Source organism: Nitrospira sp. BLG_1, assembly GCF_047338595.1.
Lineage (GTDB): Bacteria > Nitrospirota > Nitrospiria > Nitrospirales > Nitrospiraceae > Nitrospira_D.
Map to the genome: position 1 here is coordinate 207,594 of NZ_JBLFBO010000003.1, position 23,262 is coordinate 230,855.

Here is a 23,262-nt window from a genome sequence, read left to right on the forward strand (position 1 = left end):
ATTCCTTGCAGCGATTGTGGACCGATCGTGGTTGAGTCCCACTAGTATTGGTTCCTACGATAGCAAAGAAAGGGCCCCTTTGCCTAGTACTTCCTCGACATCCGACATGAAATGGTCGCTAGGGCAGACGGTCAGGTTGGGGAGGGGATTGGTCTCCGCTTCCAAAAGTGCCTCTGTTCGAAACAGCATGGAGACGGTGGTGCTGCCAGGATGCCGGCGGAAGATATCGGCCAAGCGAGGCAATTGCTCCCGCACATCCGGGTGATCCGTGAGCCGAATGCGGATCCGTTTGATGGATTGAGTTTGAACGTCAGCTAATGGTTCAATTTTGCTTCCACGAAGCTTGGTTCCCTTATCGCCACGATCAATCGTTCCAGTAATACGTACGATGTGTTCCGGTGTCATCATCTCACCGGCCGTCTTGAACAAATCCGGGAACACGATGACTTCCGTAGTTCCTTGCAGATCTTCGATCGTGAGATAGGCCATACGATCGCCTTTCTTCGTCAGCATGGATTTGACGGTGGCGATGACCCCGCAGATCTTGACCTCACTCCCATCGGCACAATCTTTCAATCCCGTCGTCGTCGTAGTGGACAAGGCGCCCAGCATTGCTTCGTACCGCGTCAATGGGTGGGCGGAAATATAGAAACCGGTGAGTTCGCGTTCGTATTTTAATCGTTGAGCTTGATCCCATTCTGCGACCGACGGCAACGGCGGGATCGGTAAAGGAGCGGACATCCCGTGCCCAGTCATCTCCTCGCCGAAGATACTGATCTGACCACATTCACGCTCGCGCTGAGCCGCGGCTCCTTCCTCCACCGCATGGTCCAGTACGGCCATGAGTTGTGACCGCCTGGCGCCGGTGGAATCAAAGGCACCGGCTTTGATCAGGCCCTCCAACATCCGCTTGTTGACTTTGTGGAGATCAACTCGTCGGCAGAAGTCGAAGAAGGAGCTGAAGGATCCCGTCTGAGTCCGCACGTCCAGGACGGATTCCACGGCGCCTTCACCGACATTCTTAATGGCGGCCAACCCGAATCGAATGGCTCCCTCGGCGACGGCAAAATGCTTTTGGCTGGCATTGACATCGGGGCCCAATACTTTGATCCCCAAATCTCGACATTCTGTAAAATAGCCGACCAATTTGTCTTGATTGCCCATATCGGTCGTCATGAGGGCCGCCATGAATTCGGTTGGGTAGTGCGTTTTGAGATACGCCGTCTGGTAACATACGACGGCATAGGCCGCCGCATGCGATTTATTGAACCCGTAGCCGGCGAATTTTTGAATCAATTCGTACAGCTTCTCGGCTTTTTTCTCGGGGATCTTGTTCTCTTTCGCGCCGTCGAGGAATTTGACGCGCAATTTTTCCATTTCCTCGGGCTTCTTCTTCCCCATCGCCCGGCGCAGGATATCGGCTTGTCCCAATGAAAAGCCGGCAACCTTGTTGGCGATCGCCATCACTTGCTCTTGATAGACGATCACCCCATAGGTGTCCTTGAGGATCGGTTCCAATTCCGGAACCTCGTAGGTAATCGTCACCTTCCCCTGTTTTCGCTTGATGAAGTCGGGAATAAGATCCATGGGCCCCGGTCGATAGAGCGCGATAATGGCGATGATGTCTTCAAACCGGTCGGGCTTCAGTCCCGTGAGCAAATCCCGCATCCCGGAGCTTTCCAGCTGGAACAAGCCGGTGGTTTTCCCCGAACTCAACAGCGCAAACGTGGACGGGTCATCAAACGAGACCTGATCAATGACAAGTGGTGGTGCGTCGGGATGAGTGTCATTGATCAGGGTTTCGGCCCGCCGGATCATCGTGAGGGTTTTGAGTCCAAGGAAATCGAATTTCACGAGCCCGATTTTCTCGACATCTCCCATTGAATACTGAGTCACCACTTCGTCGTTGGCCCCCTTATAGAGCGGCACGTGGTCGGTGAGGGGGCCTTCGGAGATGACAATGCCGGCCGCATGTGTCGAGGCGTGACGCGCAAGGCCTTCGAGTGACTGCGCATTGGCCATCAGTTCCTTGATCTTGAGGTCCGTGTCGACCAACTCACGTAAGCGAGGTTCGATCTCCAGGGCTTGCTGGAGAGAGATGTTCAACTGGTTGGGAATGAGCTTGGCGACCTTGTCCGCGTCTGCGTACGACATCTCCAGCACACGTCCGACATCGCGGATAGCGGCTTTAGCTCCGAGCGTCCCGAAGGTAATGATCTGAGCCACATGGTCGGTGCCGTACTTGTCTACCACATAATTGATGACTTCCCCGCGACGATCCATGCAGAAGTCCATATCGATATCAGGCAGCGAGACACGCTCGGGATTCAAGAAACGTTCGAATAAGAGGGTGTACACCAATGGATCAAGATCCGTAATCCGAAGCGCATACGCCGCGAGACTTCCGGCTGCAGAACCCCGCCCTGGTCCTACCGGAATGCCGCGTGATCGGGCAAATCGAATGATATCCCACACAATGAGGAAATAGCCGGCAAACCCCATCGAACAGATGACCATGAGTTCTTCACGAAGGCGCTGGTCGTAGACCGCCGAGGCAATGTGACTGGGGCGTTCCTTGAGCCGTGCTTGGAGGCCCGTCAGCGCGAGATGCTCGAGATAGGACTCGCGGTCCTTGAATCCGTCCGGAATTCGGTATTGCGGGAGGTAGGTTTTGTTTAAGGGAAGGTCGAGCGCACAATGATCCGCGATGCGGCAGGTATTCATCACCGCGTCTGGAAATTCCGCGAATGCCGGAGCGATTTCATCGGTGGATTTCACATACAGCTGGTCCGTGTCAAACTTCATCCGGTGTGGATCGCTGACCGTTTTCCCTGTTTGCAGGCAGAGCATGAGCTCATGGGGACGCGCGTCTTCCTTGTTCAGGTAATGACAATCGTTGGTCCCGGCCATCGGGATCCCGAGTTTCTTATGGATTTCCACGAGGCCGGCATTTGCGATGCGCTGATGGTCGAGTCCGTTCGCCTGTACTTCCAGGTAGAAATGGTCCTTCCCGAAGATCTCCTGAAATTCTCCCGCTACCGCCATGGCGCCATCCATATCGCTCTGGCCGATGAGATAGGGAATTTCACCGCTCAAGCAACCAGAGAGGGCGATGATGCCATCGTGATGGAGCTTTAATAATTCCTTGTCGATTCGTGGCTTATAATAGAACCCCTCAAGATATCCTTTACTGACCAGCTTGATAAGATTCTGATATCCGGTCAGATTTCTTGCCAGCAGAATCAGATGATAATAGTCGTTATGTGCAAGCCCACTATCCTTTTTGGCATGTCGGCTGCCTAACGCCATATAGGCTTCGCAGCCGATAATCGGCTTGACCCCCACCTCTTTTGCTTTGCGATAAAACTCAACAGCCCCGAACATGTTGCCATGGTCGGTCATCGCGACGGCCGGCTGGTTGAACGACTTGATTTGGCGCACCAGTGGATCAATCTGATTGGCGCCGTCGAGCAGGCTGAATTGTGTGTGAAGATGAAGGTGAACGAAAGAAGATGCCACGAACGGTAAACCTCGTTACGCGATTGTAGTCAGGGTGAACTGAGGAGTCAATGGCGGTTCGTGGTTGTGAGGCGGAGCCCACACTGCTCACGAGGGCTTCGCGAACAGCCGCCGATACGCGACGACGGTATTTGTTATTCGTTCCTTCGATCCTGAGTTTCAGCGTTCAGGTACAAAGTCTCGTATTGTGCAGACACCAAGAATCTGAAACCTAAAAGATGAAACATGGAACCGTTGGCCGGAAGGCTTTATAAAGTGTATCGTCCAAGCGTGTATGTTAGAGCCGTTCTTTGTACTTGTCGTAATGTTGTTTCTTGGCTCCTGCGATCCAATTTTCCCGTTTAATCCGTTCGGGATCGGTCGCGAGTTTCTTGGCTATTTTCTCTACATCCTCAGGCTTCCATCTGGCGATTTGGACAAACGTCCTGGTACCGAGTTTTTGCAGGGTCTCGGCAAAGACTGGGCCGATACCTTGGATTTTTTTGAGGTCATCGCTCTGCCTGGGTTTGCTGGCTTTGGAAGGACTGCCGGGACCGGGAGTCTCGGTCCCATTGGGGCGGAGCTGGGGAGTGGGCGCCGTTGTCGGAGCAGGTGGCGTCGTGCGCAAGGTCGCACGCAATTCGCGCAGGCGTTTTTGGAGGCGCTCGATCTGCTCGTCTTTTTCTGGAATGGTCTGAACCTCATTCTGGAGAGCCTGGCGTTCGGTGCGGAGGCTCTGTAGCTCATGCTGGAGAGTGGCAAGCTGTTCGTCTCGTTCCTGTACCCGTTGTTCATCGAGCTGATGTTGGGCTTGCAGGTCTTTGTGGATCTGGTTCTGTTCGAGGAGTTTCGCAGTCTCGCGTTCAAGGGTCTGGACAGTCTGTGCGTGAGTGCGTTCCCATTCACGCAATGTGGCCTCTCTCTCCCGCAGGAGGTGGGTCACCGGCACCAGTTCGTTGATGCGTCGGTCGCGTTCGGTCAGGGCCCCTTCCAGCTGCTGGATGGTGCCACGATGGGCGGCTTCGCGATCACTCAGTTCAACTTCCAGTTGGTGGATGCGGTCTTGAGCCGCTTCCAATTTCTTCACTTGGGCGCGGAGCCGATCCCGATCGGCCAAGCCCTCGTTGAGCTGGGCGATCTCTTCACGGAGGATACGGATTTCTTCTTTCAAAACTTCGCGGGCCTGTTCAGCGCTTTGAGAGGATTGGTGGGCAGCTCGAAGGCTCTCGGCTTGGGTTTCCGCATGAGCATCGAACTCACTGATCCGCTGGTCGCGGTCGGCGAGGGTCTGTTCGAGTTGCTGGATGGTGTTGCGATGGGCGGCTTCGCGATCACTCAGTTCAACTTCCAGTTGGTGGACACGGTCTTGTAGCGTCTCAAACTGCTTCACCTGAGTACGGAGCCGATCCCGATCAGCCAAGCCCTCATTGAGTTTGGCGATATGGTCTCGGAGGACCCGGATCTCTTCCTTTAAGACCTCGCGAGCCTGCTCGGCAGCCTGACGGGACTGTTGCGCACTGCGGAGTTCATCTATCTGTGCGGCGACGCTTGCATCAAACTCACCGATCCGCCGGTCGCGGTCGGCGAGGGTCTGTTCGAGTTGCTGGATGGTGCCGCGATGAGCGGCTTCGCGATCACTGAGCTCGATTTCCAGTTGGTGGATGCGGTCTTGAGCCGCTTCCAACTTCTTTACTTGAGTGCGGAGCCGATCTCGATCGGCCAAGCCCTCGTTGAGTTGGGCGATATGGTCTCTCAGGGCACTCACTTCCCGTTCCATCACTTCGCGGGCCTGCTCGGCGGTCTGGCAGGTTTGCTGGGCAGCTCGAAGGTCTTCGGCTTGAGTCTGACCCTGGGTATCGAACTCGCTGATCCGTCGGTCACGGTCGGCGAGGGTCTGTTCGAGTTGCTGGATGGTGCTGCGATGAGCGGCTTCGCGATCACTGAGCTCGATTTCCAGTTGGTGGATGCGATCTTGGGCCGTTTCAAGTTGCTTCACCTGGGTGCGGAGCCGATCCCGATCAGCCAGGCCCTCGTTGAGTTGGGCGATATGCTCGCGCAGGACTCCCACTTCACGTTCCATGACGTCCCGGGCTTGTTCGGCGTTTCGACAGGTCTGTTGAGCCTCTCTGAGTTCATGAGTCTGCGTTGCAAGAATCGCTTCTATTTCGCTGACGCGTCGGCGAGCCGCAGCCCCCTCTCCTTCCGAGGCCGTCAGTTGTTTTGATCGGGTTGTGAGTTCTACCTCAAGGGCCTTGAGCCGCTCATTGCGTGCGATCAGCTCACGTTGAACGGAGGAATGCAGTGTCTCGGACGACATGACCTTCTGTTCAAGAATCTGCACGGCCGAAGTTTTGACCTTTAAATCGTGCGCCATGGCCTCCATGGCCTGCTCTTTGGTCCGTAACAGACCTGCGGCGTCATGAGAGGGCTTCTCTGGCGAGCGTGTAGGAATTTGCCGCAACCACCAGCCGACTCCGAACCCGAGTCCGGCCGCAATGAGCAGACATCCGATCATCTGGCTAATCAGTGTCATCATAGGTCACGTGGTCCTTATCATGAGCAACTCGATCCGCTGATTCTGCGGGAGCCCAGGTTGATATTTTCTATTTGAGAGAGGACGCGTTGATCCGTAGCCGATCGTGGTAAACGGGTTGGTGAGTCCATGGTCGGTCAAGTATTGCTTGACGGCGTCAGCGCGCTGTCGGCTCAACCGTAAGTTATGCTCGGCTGCACCACCGATATCGGTATGGCTTGCGATCTCAATCGGTGCAGTCGGCACTTTTCGAAGGAGTCCGACAATGTGATCCAGGACCGCCTGACCTTTGGTCGTGATCGTGGCGCTGTCTGGTTCGAACTCGATCGAAGATTTTGCAAGGACTTGATTCAGTGACAACTGGAGGGCGGTGAGTGAAACGGACGCAGGTGATGAGGCGGTGGCCTGTGCCACCATGACGCGGTCTTCGATTCGTAATCCCGCTCGTACCGCCGGAGCCATCACCTGGAGGATGTCGGCTTTTTCGCGAGGACTCGCGACCTGACCGGTCACAACCAAGGAGTGTCCATCAATGATGATGGAGCCACGTTCGACCATCCATCCCAGGATCGGCAGGAGTTGTGGAATAGTGTCGACCCATGCTGCCGTACCGACGTGTGTGTCGACGGTGAATTGGTCAGTCACACGAATTCCTTTTTTTGCATACAGGGTTTGAGCTTGCTCAAGAATCGCAATCTTACTCCGCTGACTGGGTAATGAGCCGCGAAGGATCAAGGTGTTTTGTTCGAAACTGACATACAGTGAAGCCGGCGTGAGCGCGACGGCCCGTGGTTGTGAAGAGAGATGCCGGGGGATACACACCATAGCGAGCAGCATCAGGGCCGCGATACCGCCGGCAAGAATTCTTCCACGCCTCATGAACTCGGCGCGCTGTAGATGGGTCGGGTCACTGATGTGCGGGTCCTGACGATACCACATGTCACGACTATGTACTAGGTGAGCGGTGTTCAGTCAAGCAGGTCAACGACAGGGGGACCGGTGCCATGTGCAATTCAGGTTCCAGCCCGTCTCTGTGGAGATGCAGGCATGGACGTGATTAAAGCCGAGTCCGAGGTCAACCCCCAAATCTTAATTGGATATTCGGTAAGCTAATTACATGGGCGTATGACTGGGCTAGGAGACGAACCGTTCGGAGTCGTTGCCGACCAATTTTATCGGCAACGAGGGTTACAGCCGTTCCTTGTACTTTTCGTAGTGCTGCTTTTTTGCTCCCGCGACCCAGTTCTCACGCTTGATCCGCTCGGGATCAGTCTCAAGCTTCTTGGCGATCTTTTCGATGTCCTCCGGTTTCCATCGCGCAATTTGGATAAATGTCCGGGTGCCCAGTTTCTGGAGCTGGTTGGCATGGGCCGTCCCGATCCCGTCGATTTTTTTTAGATCGTCCGCATGGACGGGCTTACCGGCTCTAGGTTGTTGTCCGACGGGGGTATTTTGCCCGGTTGCATTCTGGCGCGGTGAGGCGACGGGCTTGCTGACTTTGGGTTGTGGGGAGTTTGGCCCAGCTCCCTTCTGGTGATGCGGCTGCGATGAAGCGGCGACTGATGAGGGGGTTGCTTTCAGTGCTGCACGCAGTTCTTTGAGTTTCTTTTGCAGGCGATCGATCTGTTCAGCTTGTTCCGGAATACTCTGCACTTCCTTGCGGAGCGCTTGTCGTTCCGCTTGCAGGCCCTTCAGCTCTCGCTGGAGGTCGGCGATCTGGGCGTCACGTTCTTGCAGGTGTTGTTCATCGAGTTGATGCTGCGCCTGGAGTTGGTCCTGAGCAGCACAGGATTCGTGGAGCTTGGCGGCCTCAGCTTCAAGGTCCTGCATCGCACGCGCGTGCGTCCGCTCCCATTCTTTGATCGTGGCCTCTTTCTCGTGAAGGAGGTGAGCGGCCGGCACCAGTTCGTCGATGCGGTGGTCGCGGTCGGCCAGGGCCCGTTCCAGTTGCTGGATGGTGCCGCGATGGGCGGCTTCCCGGTCACTCAGTTCCACCTCGAGTTGATGCACGCGCTCTTGGGTTGTATCCAGTGTTTTCAGTCTCGCTCGGAGTCGTTCCCGGTGGGCCAGGCCCTCGTTGAGTTGGGTGATCTGTTCGCGGAGGATGCGGATTTCCTCCTTCATGACCTCCCTGGCCTGCTCGGCAGTCCGACAGGCCTCCAAGGCATCCCGGACTTCGTCTCCCTGCGCGGCCGCCAGCGAGTCAAACTCACTGATCCGACGGTCTCGCTCCGCGAGGGCCTGTTCGAGTTGCTGGATGGTGCCGCGATGAGCGGCTTCCCGATCGCTCAGTTCCACTTCGAGCTGATGCACGCGGTCTTGTGCCGATTCCAATTTCTCCATGCGGACTCGGAGTTGATCCCGGTCGGCCAACCCCTCATTGAGCTGGGTAATCTGTTCACGGAGGATGCGAATCTCTTCGTTGAGTACTTCCCGGGCCTGCTCAGCCGTCTGACAGGCTTGTTGCGCACCGCGGAGTTCATCCATCTGGACGGCGGTGCTCGCATCAAATGCACTAATTCGGTGATCTCGCGCTGTGAGGGCCTGTTCGAGTTGTTGGATGATGCCGCGATGAGCGGCTTCGCGATCGCTCAGTTCCACTTCGAGCTGATGCACGCGGTCTTGGGTTGCCTCGAGTTTCTTGACCTGGGCGCGCAGGCGGTCTTGGTGAGCCAGGCCTTCATTCAGTTGAGCGATCTGTTCACGGAGGACGCGGATTTCCTCCTTCAGGACATCCCGGGCTTGTTCGGAGGTCCGACAGGCCTCTAAGGCATCCCGGACTTCGTCCCCCTGCGCGGCCGCCAGCGAATCAAATTCACTGATCCGACGATCTCGTTCGGCGAGGGCCTGTTCGAGTTGTTGGATGGTGCCGCGATGAGCGGCTTCCCGATCGCTCAGTTCCACTTCGAGCTGATGCACGCGGTCTTGGGTTGCCTCGAGTTTCTTGACCTGGGCGCGCAGGCGGTCTTGGTGAGCCAGGCCTTCATTCAGTTGAGCGATCTGTTCACGGAGGACGCGGATTTCCTCCTTCAGGACGTCGCGAGTCTGCTCGGCGGTCTGAGAGACCTGTTTGGCAGTGTGGAGTTCTCCTAGGTGGGCTACAGTAAGGGCATCGAGTTCTCCGATACGACGGTCTCGTTCGGCGAGAGCCTGTTCGAGTTGCTGGATGGTGCCGCGATGAGCGGCTTCGCGATCGCTCAGTTCCACTTCGAGCTGATGCACGCGGTCTTGGGTTGCCTCGAGTTTCTTGACCTGGGCGCGCAGGCGGTCTTGGTGAGCCAGGCCTTCATTCAGTTGAGCGATCTGTTCACGGAGGACGCGGATTTCCTCCTTCAGGACGTCGCGAGTCTGCTCTGCTGTTCGGCAGGTCTCCAGGGCATCCCGAACTTCGTCCGCCTGCGCAGCCGTAAGCGTATCGAATTCTCCGATGCGACGATCGCGTTCGGCGAGGGCCTGTTCAAGTTGCTGGATGGTGCCGCGATGGGCGGCTTCCCGATCGCTCAGTTCGACCTCCAACTGGTGGACACGACCGCGCATCGATTCCAGCTCTTTGACTTGGGCACGAAGGCGCTCTCTGGCCGGGAGCCCTTCGTTGAGTTGGGTGATTTGGTCACGGAGGATGCGGATTTCCTCCTTCAGGACGTCGCGAGCCTGCTCGGCCGTCTGGCGGGCTTGCTGTGCACCACGGAGTTCATCCGCGTGGGCAGCGGCGCCGACATCAAACGCCCCAATCCGCTCATCTCGTTCCGCGAGAAGTTGTTCGAGCTGTTGAATTCTGCGGCGATGAGCGGCTTCCCGATCACTCAGTTCAACCTCCAGCAGATGGACGCGATCTTGTGCCGATTCCAGCTTCTCCATACGGACTCGAACTTGATCACGGTCTGCCAGGCCCTCGTTGAGCTGGGCAACATGTTCGCGCAGGACACGAATCTCTTCCTTCAGGACATCACGAGCTTGCTGGGCCCCGCGGAGTTCGTCCGTTTGGGCGGCAATGACTGATCTCAGCTCCGTTACTTGTTGTTGTGCTGCGATGCCATCAGTCTCTATATCCGCCACTCGCCTCGATCGGAGGGCTAATTCTGTTTCGAGCGCCTTGATCTGCTCGCCGCGAGAGATGAGCTCTCGTTGTGCTGAGTTGAACTGCGTTTCCGATGACATGATTTTCTGTTCAAGAATCTGCATCGCCGCAGTCTTCACTTTCAGATCATGGGACGTCGTCTCCAATGCCCGTTCCTTAGTCCGTAGCAGATTGACAAGCTCTTGGTATTGTTGCTCCAAAGAACCCTTTGGAGGAGGCTGCAACCATCTGCCCAGTGTACTCATAGTGAATCAGTCCTTACAGCAGTTCTGTGATGATGCGGTTAACGATGGTTTGTGGGCTCCTGCGTCATATGAAGCGGGAGATCGTATCGAACTCTTTCGGGAGAGGTTTGCAAGCAAAGGGGCCGTCTGTCGCAGGTGAAGAGGAACGGTCGTAGGGGGAAGTATGGACGCCATGCTGCAGGTGAGAGTTTCCGCATGCTTCATGAGGTCATAATCCCACTGTGGATGATGTGATGTCCAAGGTTCAACGTGCGACCGTACCATAATTGCTAAGGCAGGTACTAGGGTGAAAATTGACCACTGGATAGCCCTCGGTGAGGGGGCAGGAGGGGCTCAGTTTGCTGAGCGGTCTGGATTCTCCCAGGAAGAGCGGGAGGCTTGCCATGCCCACACTTGGTTGCGAGGACGTATGGATCGTTCCGAAATGGGTAGGTGAGTTGATAGCGGTCTCTCCAGACGCTGTCGGTGCAAGTGACACGATCGCTTCTTGCCGAGGTGCCTGAAGCGGCAGGCTCACTCCTTTGCCGTGAGCCCGCCAGTGAGATCGCTCCTGTGATGTCCTTTGGCACAGGCCTATGCGTGGGCGGCCTGGTGATCGTCCCGGCGGCGGCGAAGGTTTGTGCCGATACGGGCCCGTTCCTGTTCATATCCCATGGCGGTGAAATACAACGCGCGATCGAAGAACTGCGCGAGAATATGCATCAGCTCCAGCTCTCCCTGCAACTGCATGGGAGTATCAGAAAACCCTTCGCGTTGGACAAAGGCTGTCATGTGCTCTCTCGTTGCCGTAATGGCCCAGAGGAAATGGCTATAGGCCACGCCCTGAGCGGCTCGCCGGGCACCGAGTTCCGTGTAGCGGCGCTCGATTTCGGTCTCGGTCATGTCCATCAGCCAGTTATTCAAGTTTTGGTAGATTTCGCGGGTGCGGGCCTGAAGCTCGTCGGGTGGGACTTTCCGTAAATCGCTACAGCGTGGAGAATTCCATACTTTCTCGCTCAGCTCTCGAGCAAGTTTTTCGGAGTTCTTCTCGATCAGCCTCACCAATCGGCCAGCCAGCATAGCGCACCTCCCTAGTGAGTGGTTGAGGTAGAGGAATGCACGTCGAGCATGTATGCAATAATGTATCCAATAAATGCACATTACTTGAATGACGGTATCCGCGTCAATGACACGTTTGTTGGGCGAGCCGGCACGCATCAGACCACGATAGCTGGTGTGAGGAAAGGACAGAACCCATGGTCTCCCTGACCCGTCATGGATTGACTCAAAGCAATTTCATTGCACATGTGGTGATGAGTCCCTGTTGCCTTGAACTTACCCCACTCATTTGCTATTCTTCGCCACCCTTTCACAGCCGACGGGTCTTTTCCTAATTTGCACACGATTTGTTAAGGAGTATTGATATGGCCGGCATTAAGCGGGCGTTGATTAGTGTTTCAGATAAGACCGGAGTCATCGAGATGGCCAAGGGGCTGGAAGCGCTCGGGGCGCAAATTTTGTCGACCGGAGGAACATCGAAGGCGCTTCGCGATGCCGGGGTGAACGTCACGGATGTGGCGGCCTATACTGGCTCTCCGGAGATTCTTGATGGTCGGGTCAAAACATTACATCCCAAGATCCATGGAGGCCTACTGGGTCGGCGTTCCCTTCCGGCACATGTCGAACAGATGAGTCAACATAGAATCGGTCCGATCGATGTTGTGATCGTGAATCTCTACCCCTTTGAAGCCACCATTGCTAAGCCTGATTGTCGTTTCGAGGACGCCATTGAAAACATCGACATCGGTGGTCCGTCCATGTTGCGCTCAGCCGCCAAGAATCATGACGACGTGCTCGTTGTCGTCGACCCAGCCGATTACTCCCGGGTGCTGGATGCACTGAAGACCGAGACCGCGACACCGGCGCTTCGTCGTGAACTAGCGATGAAAGTCTTTCAGCATACCGCGCGCTACGATGGATTGATCGCCGGCTACTTGGAAAAACACACCAAGGGTGGAGAGGTCAAGTTCCCCAAGGTCTTGTCGCTTCAGTTTGAGTTGAGCGAAACGCTTCGCTACGGAGAAAACCCCCATCAGCAGGGTGCGTTCTATCGGGAACTCAACAGCCATGAACCATCGGTATCGCGAGGGAAGATTCTGCATGGGAAGGCGATGTCCTACAATAACTTCCTGGATGCCAACTCTGCCTTGGAACTGGTGAAAGAATATCACGACACTGCCGTCGCAATCATTAAACACAACAATCCATGCGGCGTGGCGCTGGCGGCCACACCAGTGGAAGCCTATGTAAAGGCCAGGGAGACCGATCCGGTCTCGGCGTTTGGAGGCGTGCTGGCATTTAACCGTGTCGTGGATCTGGCGACTGCCAAGGAAATTACGTCCACATTTGTTGAGGTCGTCATCGCTCCGGGGTTTGCCGACGATGCTCTCGTTGAGTTGAAGCGCAAGAAAGATCTTCGGTTGTTGGATATCGGCCCCTTGACGAAGGTCAAGCAGGAGGGGTTTGATCTGAAGAAGCTTGTCGGTGGGTTGATCGTGCAGGATCGCGATCTTGGAGTCTTGACGGATCTTCGTGCACTGACGGTGCCGACGATCCGCAAGCCGACGGACGAGGAGTATGCCGCCTGCGCGTTTGCATGGACCGTCTGCAAACACGTGAAATCGAACGCCATCATTTACGCGAAGCCTGGCCAGACGGTGGGGATTGGAGCCGGGCAGATGAGCCGTGTCGACTCCGTGAAGTTGGCCGCGATGAAAGCGCAAATGCCGGTGAAGGGATGCGTGATGGCGTCGGATGCGTTCTTTCCTTTCCGCGATGGTCTCGATGCCGCTGCTGAAGTGGGGATTACCGCCGTCATTCAACCCGGTGGATCAATTCGCGACGCAGAAGTCGTCAAGGCAGCGGATGAGCATGGGATGGCGATGATTCTGACCGGTATGCGTCACTTCCGCCATTGATTGGATATTGAATCGGCTGCCAGCGGAATTCCCCGCCTTGCCGAATCAGTTTGCGAGGCCAGTCGCATCGCTCGGGGCCTCAACGGACCAACAAGCTGGACGCCTTGGCACTTCGCTTGCTCTGGTCTTGCCGGGACTCGTTTTGAATATCCTCAATCTCATGTATTCATTTCTTAAGACAACATTATGAAGATTCTTGTTGTTGGTAGTGGAGGGCGCGAGCACACGATGGTGTGGAAGCTTGCGCAGAGCCCACGGAAGCCGATCCTGTATTGTGCCCCAGGTAATGCAGGAATTGCTTCATTGGCAACTTGTGTGTCGATCAAGGCGGACGATATTTCCAAGCTCAAAGAGTTTGTCATCCAGGAACAGATCGACGTGACGGTCGTAGGACCTGAAGCGCCACTGGCGTTGGGCATCGTCGACGAATTTCGGAAAGCGCGGCTTCGTGTTTTTGGACCGACTCGGAATGCGGCTCGCGTGGAGACGAGTAAGACCTTTTCAAAAGAGGTCATGGCGCAGGCCAAGATTCGCACTGCACAGGCGAGGAGTTTTAACAAGGCAGCAGAGGCGTTGGCGTATCTTGAGCAGCACGGAGTGCCGGTCGTCATCAAGGCGGATGGGCTCGCTCAGGGCAAAGGCGTCATCATTGCCACGACTAGTGAGCAGGCTACGCAAGCGATTCAAGATTGCATGGAAAAAGCGGTCTTTGGGCCAGCTGGTCAGCAGATCTTAATCGAAGAGTTCCTGGATGGTGAAGAACTGACGATCATGGCCTTTACTGATGGCACGACCATCGTGCCGATGCCGCCGGCTCAAGATCACAAGCGAGTCGGGGATCGAGACACTGGATTAAATACGGGTGGGATGGGGGCCTACTGTCCAGCGCCGCTTGGGACAAATGCACTCAGAGATCAAGTAGTCCGTGAAGTCTTACAGCCAATGGTTGATGCGATGGCTCGTATTGGCTCACCGTTTCAGGGCGTGCTCTACGCTGGCCTGATGATTGTCAACGGGATCCCCTATGTGCTTGAGTTTAATGCTCGGATGGGAGATCCTGAAACACAGGTCGTACTGCCGTTGCTGAAGACGGATTTACTCGATGTCATCGAAGCGGTGATCGACCATCGGCTCGAGCAACTACCAGTTGAATGGTCTGGAGAAGCAGCCGTGTGCGTGGTGATGACCTCCGGAGGCTATCCTGGTGCGTATCAGCAGGGAAAGGTAATTACTGGTCTTCCTACGACTAGTACAGGGTCATCGTCTTCCGTTGTCTTTCACGCTGGCACTGCGCAGCGCGACAAGGAGATTGTCACAGCAGGGGGTCGTGTGCTCGGTGTGCTGGGCCTGGGCTCGACACTTTCAGATGCTCGACGTGAAGCTTATCAAGTCGCGAACACAATTTCATTCGAAGGGTGCCACTTCCGGACCGATATCGCCCACCGCGCATTAAGAATGTAGTGTGCGCTCGCTCCAATTCCCTACCAGTATCTCTCGTGCAACCTTTTCCAATCCGGCATGATGGTCCAAGATTTTCTGGGAGGTCCGCTTGGTTTCTCCTAGGTCCGAATAGCCAGGGTCAATCACCTTCGGTTGTCATGTGCCCAATCTGTTAGAATCCCATCTCCTTACCCGTGCGGACGCATTTACTTGCTGTATGGAGATACGGTACGTAGAGCCGTGATCGACAGGCACACATGATGAAAGGGGAGACCACAATGATTCAGCACCCGCGGCGGTTCGTCGGTGCAGTTGTCTGTGTGGGAGTAGCGGTGAGTCTGCTGGGTTGTGACTACTGGCCGCCGGCGCTGCAGGATGAGATCGAACAATTACGTGCCGAAACTCAGACGCTGACGATGGAAAAAGCGCAACTTCAGGCTCAAGTCGTCGACTTGGCCAGAGTCAAGCAGGAACTCCAGGGACAGATCGAAGATCTGAGTCGGACAAACCGAGAGAAAGGCGTCATCATCAGCGGGCTGCAGAGCCAGTTGGAAACATTGCGTATCAAAGCCGTCAAGGCGATGAGTCCTAAGGCATCGACTCACAAAGGTCCATCCAGATCACCTTCAACCTCGGCTTCCAAGGGAGCGACAAAGTCTCCAGGAAGTAAGCACGCGACTCCACGATCCATGGGAGTGCGGTAGCCTGATTTCGATGGTCATGAAGAGGGCGTGGTTGTTGAGGAGCCGGTGGAGCTTGACGCCGGTGTCGGTGAGGAGGAGGGTGTGGTTGTCGTCGTTGTTGCCGGCGAGGACGACTCTTTCTTTTCCGATGATTTGGTCGAGGTCGTTTCACCTCCGCCACTAGACGGGGGTTTTAGCTTGTCCGAATAGTCGGTCACGTACCACCCGCTTCCCTTAAACATGATTCCTGGCGACGAGATGAGGCGTCTGACGGCTTTCCCGCAGCGTTCGCATGCGGAGAGGGGGTCATCCTTGATGCTTTGCTTCACCTCAAAGCGATGCTGACAGCTATCACATTGGTATTCATACGTCGGCATGGGTACGTCCTTCCTCCATCATGTTTCGATTCTTGGTCTCATTCAACAGGCTGTTTGAGGCTTATACCAGCTTGGCAAAGGCTTGTCCAAGCCGTTCAAGTCCCCTGGTGATGTTCGTCATACTGGTGGCGTACGACAATCGGAGATGGTCGTGACTGCCGAAGGGCTCGCCCGGGACGACCGCAATGTGTGCATCATTCAAGAGGTAATTGGCCATCTCGTTTGGTGTCTTGAGCATACCTGAAGGCCCTCGTTTTCCCAACAATCCCCTGATATTAGGGAATGCATAGAAGGCGCCACGTGGCATCGAACAGGTTACACCTGGGATGTTGTTCAACCCCTCGACGATCGTCTTCCGCCGGCGTGAAAACTCTTCGACCATCTTGAGCGTGAACGGTTCTCCAAGACGCAACGCGGCGACGGCCGCCTTTTGTGCGATCGAACACGGATTGGAGGTGCTCTGACTTTGAATATTGGCCATGGCTGTGATGAGCTCTTTCGGACCTGCCGCATAGCCGATACGCCACCCCGTCATGGCGTAGGCTTTTGAGACTCCGTTAATGATCACGGTTCGTGCAGCAATCTCAGCCCCTAACGAGGCGATGCTCACGTGACTGGCTCCATCGTAGAGGACTTTTTCATAGATCTCATCGGAAATCACGATGAGATCATGACGAATCGCTACCGCCGCGATTTGTTCCAAGGTGCCGCGATCATAGGTGGCCCCGGTTGGATTGCACGGGCTGTTGACCAGAATGGCTTTTGTTTTCGGCGTAATGAGCCGTTCAAGGTCAGCAGGCCGAACAGCATACCCCTCGTCTTCTCTGGTGGGCATGAGGATCGGGGTCGCATCGTTCAAGAGGGCTTGATCCGAGTAGGAGACCCAATACGGCGTGGGAATGATGATCTCATCCCCTGCTTCGAGTAACGCTTCCGCCAGATTATACAGCGAATGTTTGGCGCCGCACGACACCAGGACTTGAGACTTTTCATACCGGACTCCAAGTTCAGCTGATAATTTCTCGACGATGGCGCCACGCAACTCGTCAATGCCTGAGGATGGAGTATATTTGGTAAATCCCGCACGAATTGCAGCCTCAGCTGCGGCCTTGACCGGTTCCGGTGTATCGAAATCCGGTTCTCCGGTTGAAAAGTCGACGATGTCTAACCCCTGTGCCGCCATGGCCTTGGCTGTCGCCGCCATGGCGAGTGTGGGGGAGGGCGCGATGCGGCTGACACGGGCAGCAAGTTTCATGATTTGAGACTCCTGATACGATCGTTCAGACGGCGTGCGACCTCAGGATGGAGAAACTCAGTCAGTGCACCTCCATGTCGTGCCACCTCCTTGATGATGGTCGACGAAAGGTATGAGTACTCCTCGCTGGGCATGAGGAACACGGTCTCCACGGTTTTGGCTAATTTGCGATTGATCAGCGCCATCTGAAATTCGTGCTCAAAGTCTGAAATCGCGCGTAAGCCACGAATAATGGCGTGGGCACCAGACCGCTCGACATAGTCGACCAACAAACCTTCGAATTGCGTGACTTCGATTTGGGGTAGGTCCTTCATGACGAGTTTCACCATCTCGACGCGTTCAGTGACAGTGAACAGCGGATGCTTCGAGGGATTCAGAGCCACGGCCACCACCACTCGATCAAACATCCGAAGGCTACGAGTGATGATGTCAGTGTGCCCGTGGGTGATGGGGTCAAATGTGCCGGGGTAAATGCCAGTTTTCATGTTTCGTGGTGATGTGGACGAGAGTAGCGCGAGAGGGTCGTGTCGCCATAGCGATACTGCCGGTGCAGGGTGGTCGGACCGAGCGCCGCAGGAGCTGCAGATTTTTCTCCATGTTCGACGATGAGCCAGGTATCCATGGCACAGAGCGTCTCGATCATTGATTCACTCAATACTGAAAAAAGTCTTGCCGTTTCCGCATAGGGTGGATCGGCAAAGACAATATCATAAGGGCCATGCCACTGGTCTGGGCGCTGAAGGAACTGTTCAACCGTATGGGCCTGTATGGTCAGTTCTGCGCCAATCTCACAGAGGCGTTTATTTCGTTGGAGAAGGTTCACGGCGTCCCTGTTCCACTCAACGGCGGTGACATGGTCCGCGCCACGGCTGAGAGCTTCGATTCCGACCGCGCCGGTTCCAGCATAGAGGTCTAAGAAACGACTGTGTGGCAACCGATTCCCAAGAATAGAAAACAACGCTTCTCGAACTCGATCAGAGGTTGGACGCAGGGTCTGCGTTTGTGGCCCATAGAGACGCCTTCCACGGTAGGTTCCTGCTATCACACGCATTCCACACAGAGCCCCACCATAATATGATGAGGTGAACTCTAACATAGCGTTTTTACAGGGGTCAAGAAACTGTGGGATGAGAAGGGACAGTGTTGACGGCGAACGTGACGAATCCCGACAATTGATCGTGAAGTCTGAGGGGAGATATACCGGTAGCTTTGACCGTCTTTTATGGGAAGACTATAATGATCCTGCCTGTGCGCGATGTCCGAGAACTTCCGTGATCTGCTCGGACTGTCGCACAGACTCTACGGGCTTGGAATTCGAGCCTGAATGGTCGAATGGGTTTAGCGCGTCCCAACGGTCTGAGAATCGCGGGCAGCCAAACTCTTTCGGCGATTATTGGAAATGGTGCGGTCGATAATGGCGCCGCAGTTGATGCATTTCCATGCATAGAATACGAGAAAGAAGTCCGAGAACCGCTCCAACATCATCATTCCCTTGCATTTCGGACATTCCATTGAACCCTCCCAGGGTGGTTACGTTCACAGCTGACGGCGAATTTAAGCAAAAGCTGCACCAAATTGTCATTCTGTTTGTTTTCAATGACTTACGGTTTACGTAGTTGACTGGAATCAGCTATTTCCAGGAAATTGACAGTACAAAAGAGTCCGGCTCGTCAATTTTTTGTCCATCACGAGGGTTGTCATGGCAGGCAGAGATCGCGGAAATGGCATTGCGCACTGGCCCCAAACGGAGCGACCGCGTGAGCGTCTGCTGGCCAAAGGGCCGGAAGCCCTGTCCGACGCCAATCTATTGGCTATTCTGCTGAGAACCGGCCGTCGCGATGCCTCAGCCGTCCAGGTCGCACTGGAACTTCTTGATCGGATGGGTGGGCTGGGGGGGCTTGCTGCCTGCGGGACCGACGAACTCTGCACCATCCCTGGAATTGGTCCGGCCAAAGCAGCTCAGCTCAAGGCTGCCCTGGCACTGGGGAGACGATCACTCGCTGCGCCACTCTCAACCGGAACGCGTATTTCATCGAGTGCTGATCTCTACAAGCACTTTCACCCGCTCTTGCGTGAGGTGAAGCACGAACTGTTTAAGGTGGTCCTGCTGGATGCTAAGAATGTCGTCATCAGAGAGGTGACGGTGTCTGAGGGCAGCCTGACGCTCAGCATTGTACATCCGCGTGAGGTCTTTGCCCTGGCCGTCCGTGAATCGGCAGCTGCCGTGATTCTGCTTCATAATCATCCCAGTGGAGATCCCACACCGAGTGGAGAAGATCGGCAGTTGACGAGTCGACTGGTTGAAGCCGGCCGATTGTTGGGGATTCGTGTGGTAGACCATGTCATCCTCGGCGATGGTCGCTATGTGAGTTTTGCGGACGAGGGGTGGCTGACCGAGCAGTAGGCGATGGCTGACACCATGGGAACGCTCGTCAACCTGAGTACGGTAATAACACAGTGAGGCTTACAATGTCGTAAGACACTATTGCTGCACAAGGAGGGCCGAACATGGAAACAATCTGTGTAGAGTCCGTCAGGAATGTGGCCATCATATCCAGTGCCGGTGCAGGGAAGACCTCTCTCTGTGAGGCCTTGTTGTACACGGGTGGAGCTCTCCCTGTACTTGGCTCCGTCACGCAGGGCACGACCGTTTCTGATTTTGAGCCTGAAGCGCTCCGTCATCGTACGTCGACCAGTACCAGCCTGCTCCAGTTTTTCTGGAATCATACCCAATTTACCCTTCTCGATACGCCGGGCGCACTCGCGTTACTCGGTGAGTCGATGGCCGCGCTTCGTGCCATCGATGCGGTCGTGCTCGTGATGACCGAACAGATCGGCGTGCGCACCGAACTGGCTCGCCTATGGGCAAGGATCAAAGAGTTGGAAGTTCCCTGTATGGTGTTCCTGAACGGGCTTGATAAGGGTGGTGTCGCCTATGAGAACGCGCTTGAACAGTGTCGTCAACAACTTGGCTGTCTGCTGATTCCCATGACGGTGCCGGTCCGTTCAGGTGGAACGTTGGATGGTGTGATTGACGTGCGGCTCAAACAGCTTGTGCGATCCGGACCGAGTTCCGTGAAAGCCGAGTTTCTCCCGATGGCAGCGCATCTGGAGGAGAGTCTGAGCCGAGCACGAACCCAGCTATTGGAGGCCGTGGCAGAGAGTGGAGAGGCACTGCTGGAGACCTATCTCGCAGAGGGCGACTTGAGTGAGGACGCTCTGCGTGAAGGCCTGCGTCGGGGGATGGTGACCAGGCAATTGCTTCCCGTCTATGCCGGATCAGCCACGCAGAACGTGGGCGTGTGGTCGCTACTTGACGCCATAGTGAGTCTTCTCCCATCACCGGCTGAGCGCGGCGTGGCTCATCCGTGGTACGGTGTCCAGCCTGAGACACAGGACACGTGCGAGCGGAAGGGGACTATCGACGAACCTTTTTCCGCGTATGTCTTTAAGACGATCATTGACCCATTTGTCGGTCGTTTGTCCTACTGTCGCGTCGTGTCAGGGAGCATCCATGCTGATTCGACGGTGCTCAATGCATCAAAGCACGTACGAGAGAAACTTGGCCATTTCTACCGAGTCTTGGGGAAGCGGCATGTGGCGGTTGATTCCGCCAAGGCTGGAGACATTGTGGCGATGGCAAAACTCAAAGACACGCACACCGGTGACACGTTGGCCCATGAGGGGAGTCCCATTTGCTATCCGGGACTTGGTCTACCGAAACCAATTCTGTCGTATGCGATCGAGGCCAAGTCGAAGGCGGATGTCGACAAGGTCAGTCTCGGCCTGCACAAACTCATCGAAGAAGACCCGACGCTGGAATTCTCCCGAAACGAGGAGACCAAAGAAATGGTCCTCAGTGGGATGGGGCAATTCCATATCGATCTTGCGCTCGAAAAGCTCCACCGAAAGTTTGGAGTTGATGTCATTCTCCATACTCCGAAAATCCCTTATCGAGAAACCATCAAGACACTCTCTCAGGCGCAGGGGAAGTACAAAAAACAGACGGGTGGGCACGGACAATACGGCGACTGTTGGCTTGAGGTGGTACCGTTAGCCCGGGGACAGGGCTTTGCCTTCGAGAATCGAGTGGTCGGAGGGGCCATTCCTCGGAATTTTATACCGGCGGTTGAGAAGGGCGTGCATGAAGCGATGCATGAAGGTCCACTGAGCGGCTGTCCGGTGGTCGATGTTCAGGTCGCTGTATATGATGGGTCCTACCATGTAGTTGATTCTTCAGAGATATCATTCAAGATCGCAGGTTCGATGGCCTTTAGAAAAGCGATAGAGAGTGCCCATCCGGTACTGTTGGAGCCGATCATGACGATCGAAATCGACACACCGACCGAGACGGTTGGGGCCGTGATGGGAGATTTGAATGCCCGTCGAGGACGTATCCTCTCCGTGAATGCCCAGGATCATGTGGAGCAGATTACGGCGTTGGTGCCGCTGGCGGAATTACTTCGGTACGCCACTGCGTTGCATGCCATGACTGCCGGTCGAGGAAGTTATGCCATGGAGTTTGCGCAGTACGACGAAGTGCCACGAGATCTCGTGGGAAAGATTCTGGAGAAGCGGAAAGCTGAAGGACAGGCTGTTGCGTCCATGCAGCACACTAGCCCGCATTCGTAATGGGTGAACTGTGAAGCGTCTCGACCAAGGGTTTCACGTTTCATCTTTCAGGTTTGAGGTTGTGGTCTCTGCACAACGTGAAACCTGAAACTCATGATCAAAGGAACATATGACGATTCGTGGAGTACGTTGTCTGGGAAGGCTGTCTGAACAAAGCGGACTAGTCTGAGGTTTTCAAGACGACATAGAATGCGCGTGTTTCACGGAGTACACGGAGCAAGATCGTGTCGCCACGTCGTGATCGAGAAATGGCTGCACTATAGTCGGCGAGCGTAGCGGTTTCCGTACGGTTGACTTCTTTGATCAAGTCACCCTCGCGCAGTCCTTCCGCGTGAGCCAAGCTGTTTGACTCGACTCGCACAATCATGACGCCTTTCGTTTCTCGAAGCTTGAATTTTTCAGCAAGACTTGGTGTTAACTCCTGAACCTCCACTCCAAGTTTTACTTCGGCTCGCGCGTGAGGAGCCGTGGGTACGGCTGCCGCGTCGCGGCGTTCCGTGAGGAGAATGGTGAGCGTCACGTGTTTGAGATCTCGGATCACATCAATCTTGGCCTGCGCTCCAGGAGTCAGTGTTCCGATCAGTCGAGAAAGCTTGTTCGGTGAATCAACGATCGCGCCATCGATCCGGACGATGACATCACCAGGTCGTATTCCGGCCACGGCGGCAGGATCATTTTCAAACACTTCGTTGACCAAGACCCCTTCACCATCGGAGACGCCGAATTTCTTGGCGAGCTCGGTCGTCAGAGGTTGAATGCCGACCCCAAGCCATCCGCGAATGACTTTTCCTTTGGCCAGCAGTTGTTCAATGACGTGTTTGGCCATGTTCGAGGGAATGGCAAACCCGATGCCTTGAGCAAAATTGATGATCGCCGTATTGATTCCAATCACTTCACCTCGAAGGTTGAACAACGGTCCACCTGAGTTTCCAGGATTGATCGATGCATCGGTCTGAATAAAGTTTTCGTACCGGGAGAGATTCATGTTTTCACGACCGATGCCGCTGACGACGCCGAGGGTCACCGTACGGTCCAAGCCAAAGGGGTTTCCGACAGCCAGGACCCATTGGCCCACTTTGACCATGGAAGAGTCACCGAAATGCGCGCTAGGAAGTGGTCGATCGGCTGTTACTTTGAGCAGTGCCAAATCCGTATCCGGGTCCTTCCCGATCACTTGTGCAATGAGCTTGGTCTTGTCTGAGAAACGAACTTCAATCTCCGTGGCATCGCCGATGACGTGATTGTTGGTCACGATGTGTCCGTCACGATCCACGATGAGGCCTGAACCGGAGCCCGATGTATTCGGCGTCCGGTCTCCGGAGGTGTCGCGCAGCCTTCCTGCCGTGGTGATGGGGAAGAGGTTTACGACGGATGGCTTGGTCTGTTCAGCGAGTTCAGTAATGACGGTTTGAATTTCTTCGAGCACCCGAAGGCCCGGCGAGTCGGCGGAGACGGCTTCGACCGTCGGCACGAAGGAGGTTGATACCAGGAGGACGAGGAGGAACAGGGGGCCACCAGATAGAAGACGCGCTGTACGGAACGGCAGCAATCTCATGTCCGAAGA

Annotated in this window: 16 protein-coding genes; 5 read left to right on the forward strand and 11 right to left on the reverse strand. The window is 55.4% G+C overall.

Features of this window, described 5'->3' with window-relative positions; all coding sequences use genetic code 11:
* Nucleotides 1–54 precede the first annotated feature (54 nt).
* The 5 genes from ACMTNU_RS05020 to ACMTNU_RS05040 all read right to left on the reverse strand — a co-directional run bounded on the left by ACMTNU_RS05020 (nucleotide 55) and on the right by ACMTNU_RS05040 (nucleotide 11,413).
* Nucleotides 55–3,519 (reverse strand): DNA polymerase III subunit alpha, encoded by a 3,465-nt coding sequence (locus ACMTNU_RS05020; RefSeq protein WP_413934135.1) that lies wholly within the window; start codon nucleotides 3,517–3,519, stop codon nucleotides 55–57.
* A 277-nt stretch (nucleotides 3,520–3,796) separates the two neighbouring features.
* Complete coding sequence (locus ACMTNU_RS05025) at nucleotides 3,797–6,034, reverse strand: hypothetical protein (RefSeq protein WP_413934136.1); 2,238 nt, start codon at nucleotides 6,032–6,034, stop codon at nucleotides 3,797–3,799.
* Nucleotides 6,035–6,037: 3 nt separating this feature from the next.
* On the reverse strand, nucleotides 6,038–6,970 hold the full coding sequence (locus ACMTNU_RS05030) for an OmpA family protein (protein ID WP_413934137.1): 933 nt from the start codon (nucleotides 6,968–6,970) through the stop codon (nucleotides 6,038–6,040).
* 249 nt (nucleotides 6,971–7,219) lie between these two features.
* The gene (locus ACMTNU_RS05035; protein ID WP_413934138.1) at nucleotides 7,220–10,354 is read right to left on the reverse strand and encodes a hypothetical protein; all 3,135 of its coding nucleotides are present in this window, start codon (nucleotides 10,352–10,354) and stop codon (nucleotides 7,220–7,222) included.
* Nucleotides 10,355–10,927: 573 nt separating this feature from the next.
* Entirely contained in the window at nucleotides 10,928–11,413 is a 486-nt protein-coding gene (locus ACMTNU_RS05040) for a hypothetical protein (RefSeq protein WP_413934139.1), read from the reverse strand.
* Nucleotides 11,414–11,757: 344 nt separating this feature from the next.
* Between ACMTNU_RS05040 and purH the strand changes: the two genes are divergently transcribed.
* The 3 genes from purH to ACMTNU_RS05055 all read left to right on the forward strand — a co-directional run bounded on the left by purH (nucleotide 11,758) and on the right by ACMTNU_RS05055 (nucleotide 15,455).
* The gene (gene purH, locus ACMTNU_RS05045; RefSeq protein WP_413934140.1) at nucleotides 11,758–13,311 is read left to right on the forward strand and encodes a bifunctional phosphoribosylaminoimidazolecarboxamide formyltransferase/IMP cyclohydrolase; all 1,554 of its coding nucleotides are present in this window, start codon (nucleotides 11,758–11,760) and stop codon (nucleotides 13,309–13,311) included.
* A gap of 186 nt (nucleotides 13,312–13,497) precedes the next feature.
* Nucleotides 13,498–14,772: a phosphoribosylamine--glycine ligase gene (purD, locus tag ACMTNU_RS05050; protein WP_413934141.1), complete on the forward strand. Its 1,275-nt coding sequence runs from the start codon at nucleotides 13,498–13,500 to the stop codon at nucleotides 14,770–14,772.
* 257 nt (nucleotides 14,773–15,029) lie between these two features.
* The gene (locus ACMTNU_RS05055; protein WP_413934142.1) at nucleotides 15,030–15,455 is read left to right on the forward strand and encodes a hypothetical protein; all 426 of its coding nucleotides are present in this window, start codon (nucleotides 15,030–15,032) and stop codon (nucleotides 15,453–15,455) included.
* A gap of 14 nt (nucleotides 15,456–15,469) precedes the next feature.
* Here the strand turns inward: ACMTNU_RS05055 and ACMTNU_RS05060 are convergent, their stop codons facing one another.
* The 5 genes from ACMTNU_RS05060 to ACMTNU_RS05080 form a co-directional block, all read right to left on the reverse strand.
* Nucleotides 15,470–15,811, reverse strand: coding sequence for an FmdB family zinc ribbon protein (locus ACMTNU_RS05060; RefSeq protein ID WP_413934143.1), 342 nt, complete (start codon nucleotides 15,809–15,811; stop codon nucleotides 15,470–15,472).
* Nucleotides 15,812–15,872: 61 nt separating this feature from the next.
* Nucleotides 15,873–17,066: a pyridoxal phosphate-dependent aminotransferase gene (locus ACMTNU_RS05065; RefSeq protein WP_413934144.1), complete on the reverse strand. Its 1,194-nt coding sequence runs from the start codon at nucleotides 17,064–17,066 to the stop codon at nucleotides 15,873–15,875.
* On the reverse strand, nucleotides 17,063–17,551 hold the full coding sequence (gene coaD / locus ACMTNU_RS05070) for a pantetheine-phosphate adenylyltransferase (RefSeq protein WP_413934145.1): 489 nt from the start codon (nucleotides 17,549–17,551) through the stop codon (nucleotides 17,063–17,065). Before coaD ends, ACMTNU_RS05065 begins: the two co-directional genes overlap by 4 nt.
* Entirely contained in the window at nucleotides 17,548–18,117 is a 570-nt protein-coding gene (rsmD, locus tag ACMTNU_RS05075; protein ID WP_413934146.1) for a 16S rRNA (guanine(966)-N(2))-methyltransferase RsmD, read from the reverse strand. Before rsmD ends, coaD begins: the two co-directional genes overlap by 4 nt.
* Before the next feature lie 287 nt (nucleotides 18,118–18,404).
* Entirely contained in the window at nucleotides 18,405–18,578 is a 174-nt protein-coding gene (locus ACMTNU_RS05080) for a hypothetical protein (protein WP_413934147.1), read from the reverse strand.
* 187 nt (nucleotides 18,579–18,765) lie between these two features.
* On the opposite strand from ACMTNU_RS05080, the gene radC reads away from it, so the two are divergent.
* The gene (gene radC, locus ACMTNU_RS05085; RefSeq protein ID WP_413934148.1) at nucleotides 18,766–19,470 is read left to right on the forward strand and encodes a RadC family protein; all 705 of its coding nucleotides are present in this window, start codon (nucleotides 18,766–18,768) and stop codon (nucleotides 19,468–19,470) included.
* A gap of 104 nt (nucleotides 19,471–19,574) precedes the next feature.
* Nucleotides 19,575–21,698 (forward strand): elongation factor G, encoded by a 2,124-nt coding sequence (gene fusA / locus ACMTNU_RS05090; RefSeq protein ID WP_413934149.1) that lies wholly within the window; start codon nucleotides 19,575–19,577, stop codon nucleotides 21,696–21,698.
* Between the two features lie 160 nt (nucleotides 21,699–21,858).
* On the opposite strand, the gene ACMTNU_RS05095 is transcribed toward fusA, so the two are convergent.
* Entirely contained in the window at nucleotides 21,859–23,169 is a 1,311-nt protein-coding gene (locus tag ACMTNU_RS05095; RefSeq protein WP_413934150.1) for a Do family serine endopeptidase, read from the reverse strand.
* Nucleotides 23,170–23,262: the final 93 nt, after the last annotated feature.

Excerpts from the sequence above, each read along its gene's own strand:
- radC (WP_413934148.1), top strand. The coding sequence starts at position 18,766 with ATGGCAGGCAGAGATCGCGGAAATGGCATTGCGCACTGGCCCCAAACG.
- fusA (WP_413934149.1), top strand. The coding sequence starts at position 19,575 with ATGGAAACAATCTGTGTAGAGTCCGTCAGGAATGTGGCCATCATATCC.
- ACMTNU_RS05080 (WP_413934147.1), bottom strand. The coding sequence starts at position 18,578 with ATGGAATGTCCGAAATGCAAGGGAATGATGATGTTGGAGCGGTTCTCG.
- ACMTNU_RS05030 (WP_413934137.1), bottom strand. The coding sequence starts at position 6,970 with ATGTGGTATCGTCAGGACCCGCACATCAGTGACCCGACCCATCTACAG.
- coaD (WP_413934145.1), bottom strand. The coding sequence starts at position 17,551 with ATGAAAACTGGCATTTACCCCGGCACATTTGACCCCATCACCCACGGG.
- ACMTNU_RS05035 (WP_413934138.1), bottom strand. The coding sequence starts at position 10,354 with ATGAGTACACTGGGCAGATGGTTGCAGCCTCCTCCAAAGGGTTCTTTG.
- ACMTNU_RS05040 (WP_413934139.1), bottom strand. The coding sequence starts at position 11,413 with ATGCTGGCTGGCCGATTGGTGAGGCTGATCGAGAAGAACTCCGAAAAA.
- rsmD (WP_413934146.1), bottom strand. The coding sequence starts at position 18,117 with ATGCGTGTGATAGCAGGAACCTACCGTGGAAGGCGTCTCTATGGGCCA.
- ACMTNU_RS05065 (WP_413934144.1), bottom strand. The coding sequence starts at position 17,066 with ATGAAACTTGCTGCCCGTGTCAGCCGCATCGCGCCCTCCCCCACACTC.
- ACMTNU_RS05055 (WP_413934142.1), top strand. The coding sequence starts at position 15,030 with ATGATTCAGCACCCGCGGCGGTTCGTCGGTGCAGTTGTCTGTGTGGGA.
- ACMTNU_RS05025 (WP_413934136.1), bottom strand. The coding sequence starts at position 6,034 with ATGATGACACTGATTAGCCAGATGATCGGATGTCTGCTCATTGCGGCC.
- purD (WP_413934141.1), top strand. The coding sequence starts at position 13,498 with ATGAAGATTCTTGTTGTTGGTAGTGGAGGGCGCGAGCACACGATGGTG.
- purH (WP_413934140.1), top strand. The coding sequence starts at position 11,758 with ATGGCCGGCATTAAGCGGGCGTTGATTAGTGTTTCAGATAAGACCGGA.
- ACMTNU_RS05060 (WP_413934143.1), bottom strand. The coding sequence starts at position 15,811 with ATGCCGACGTATGAATACCAATGTGATAGCTGTCAGCATCGCTTTGAG.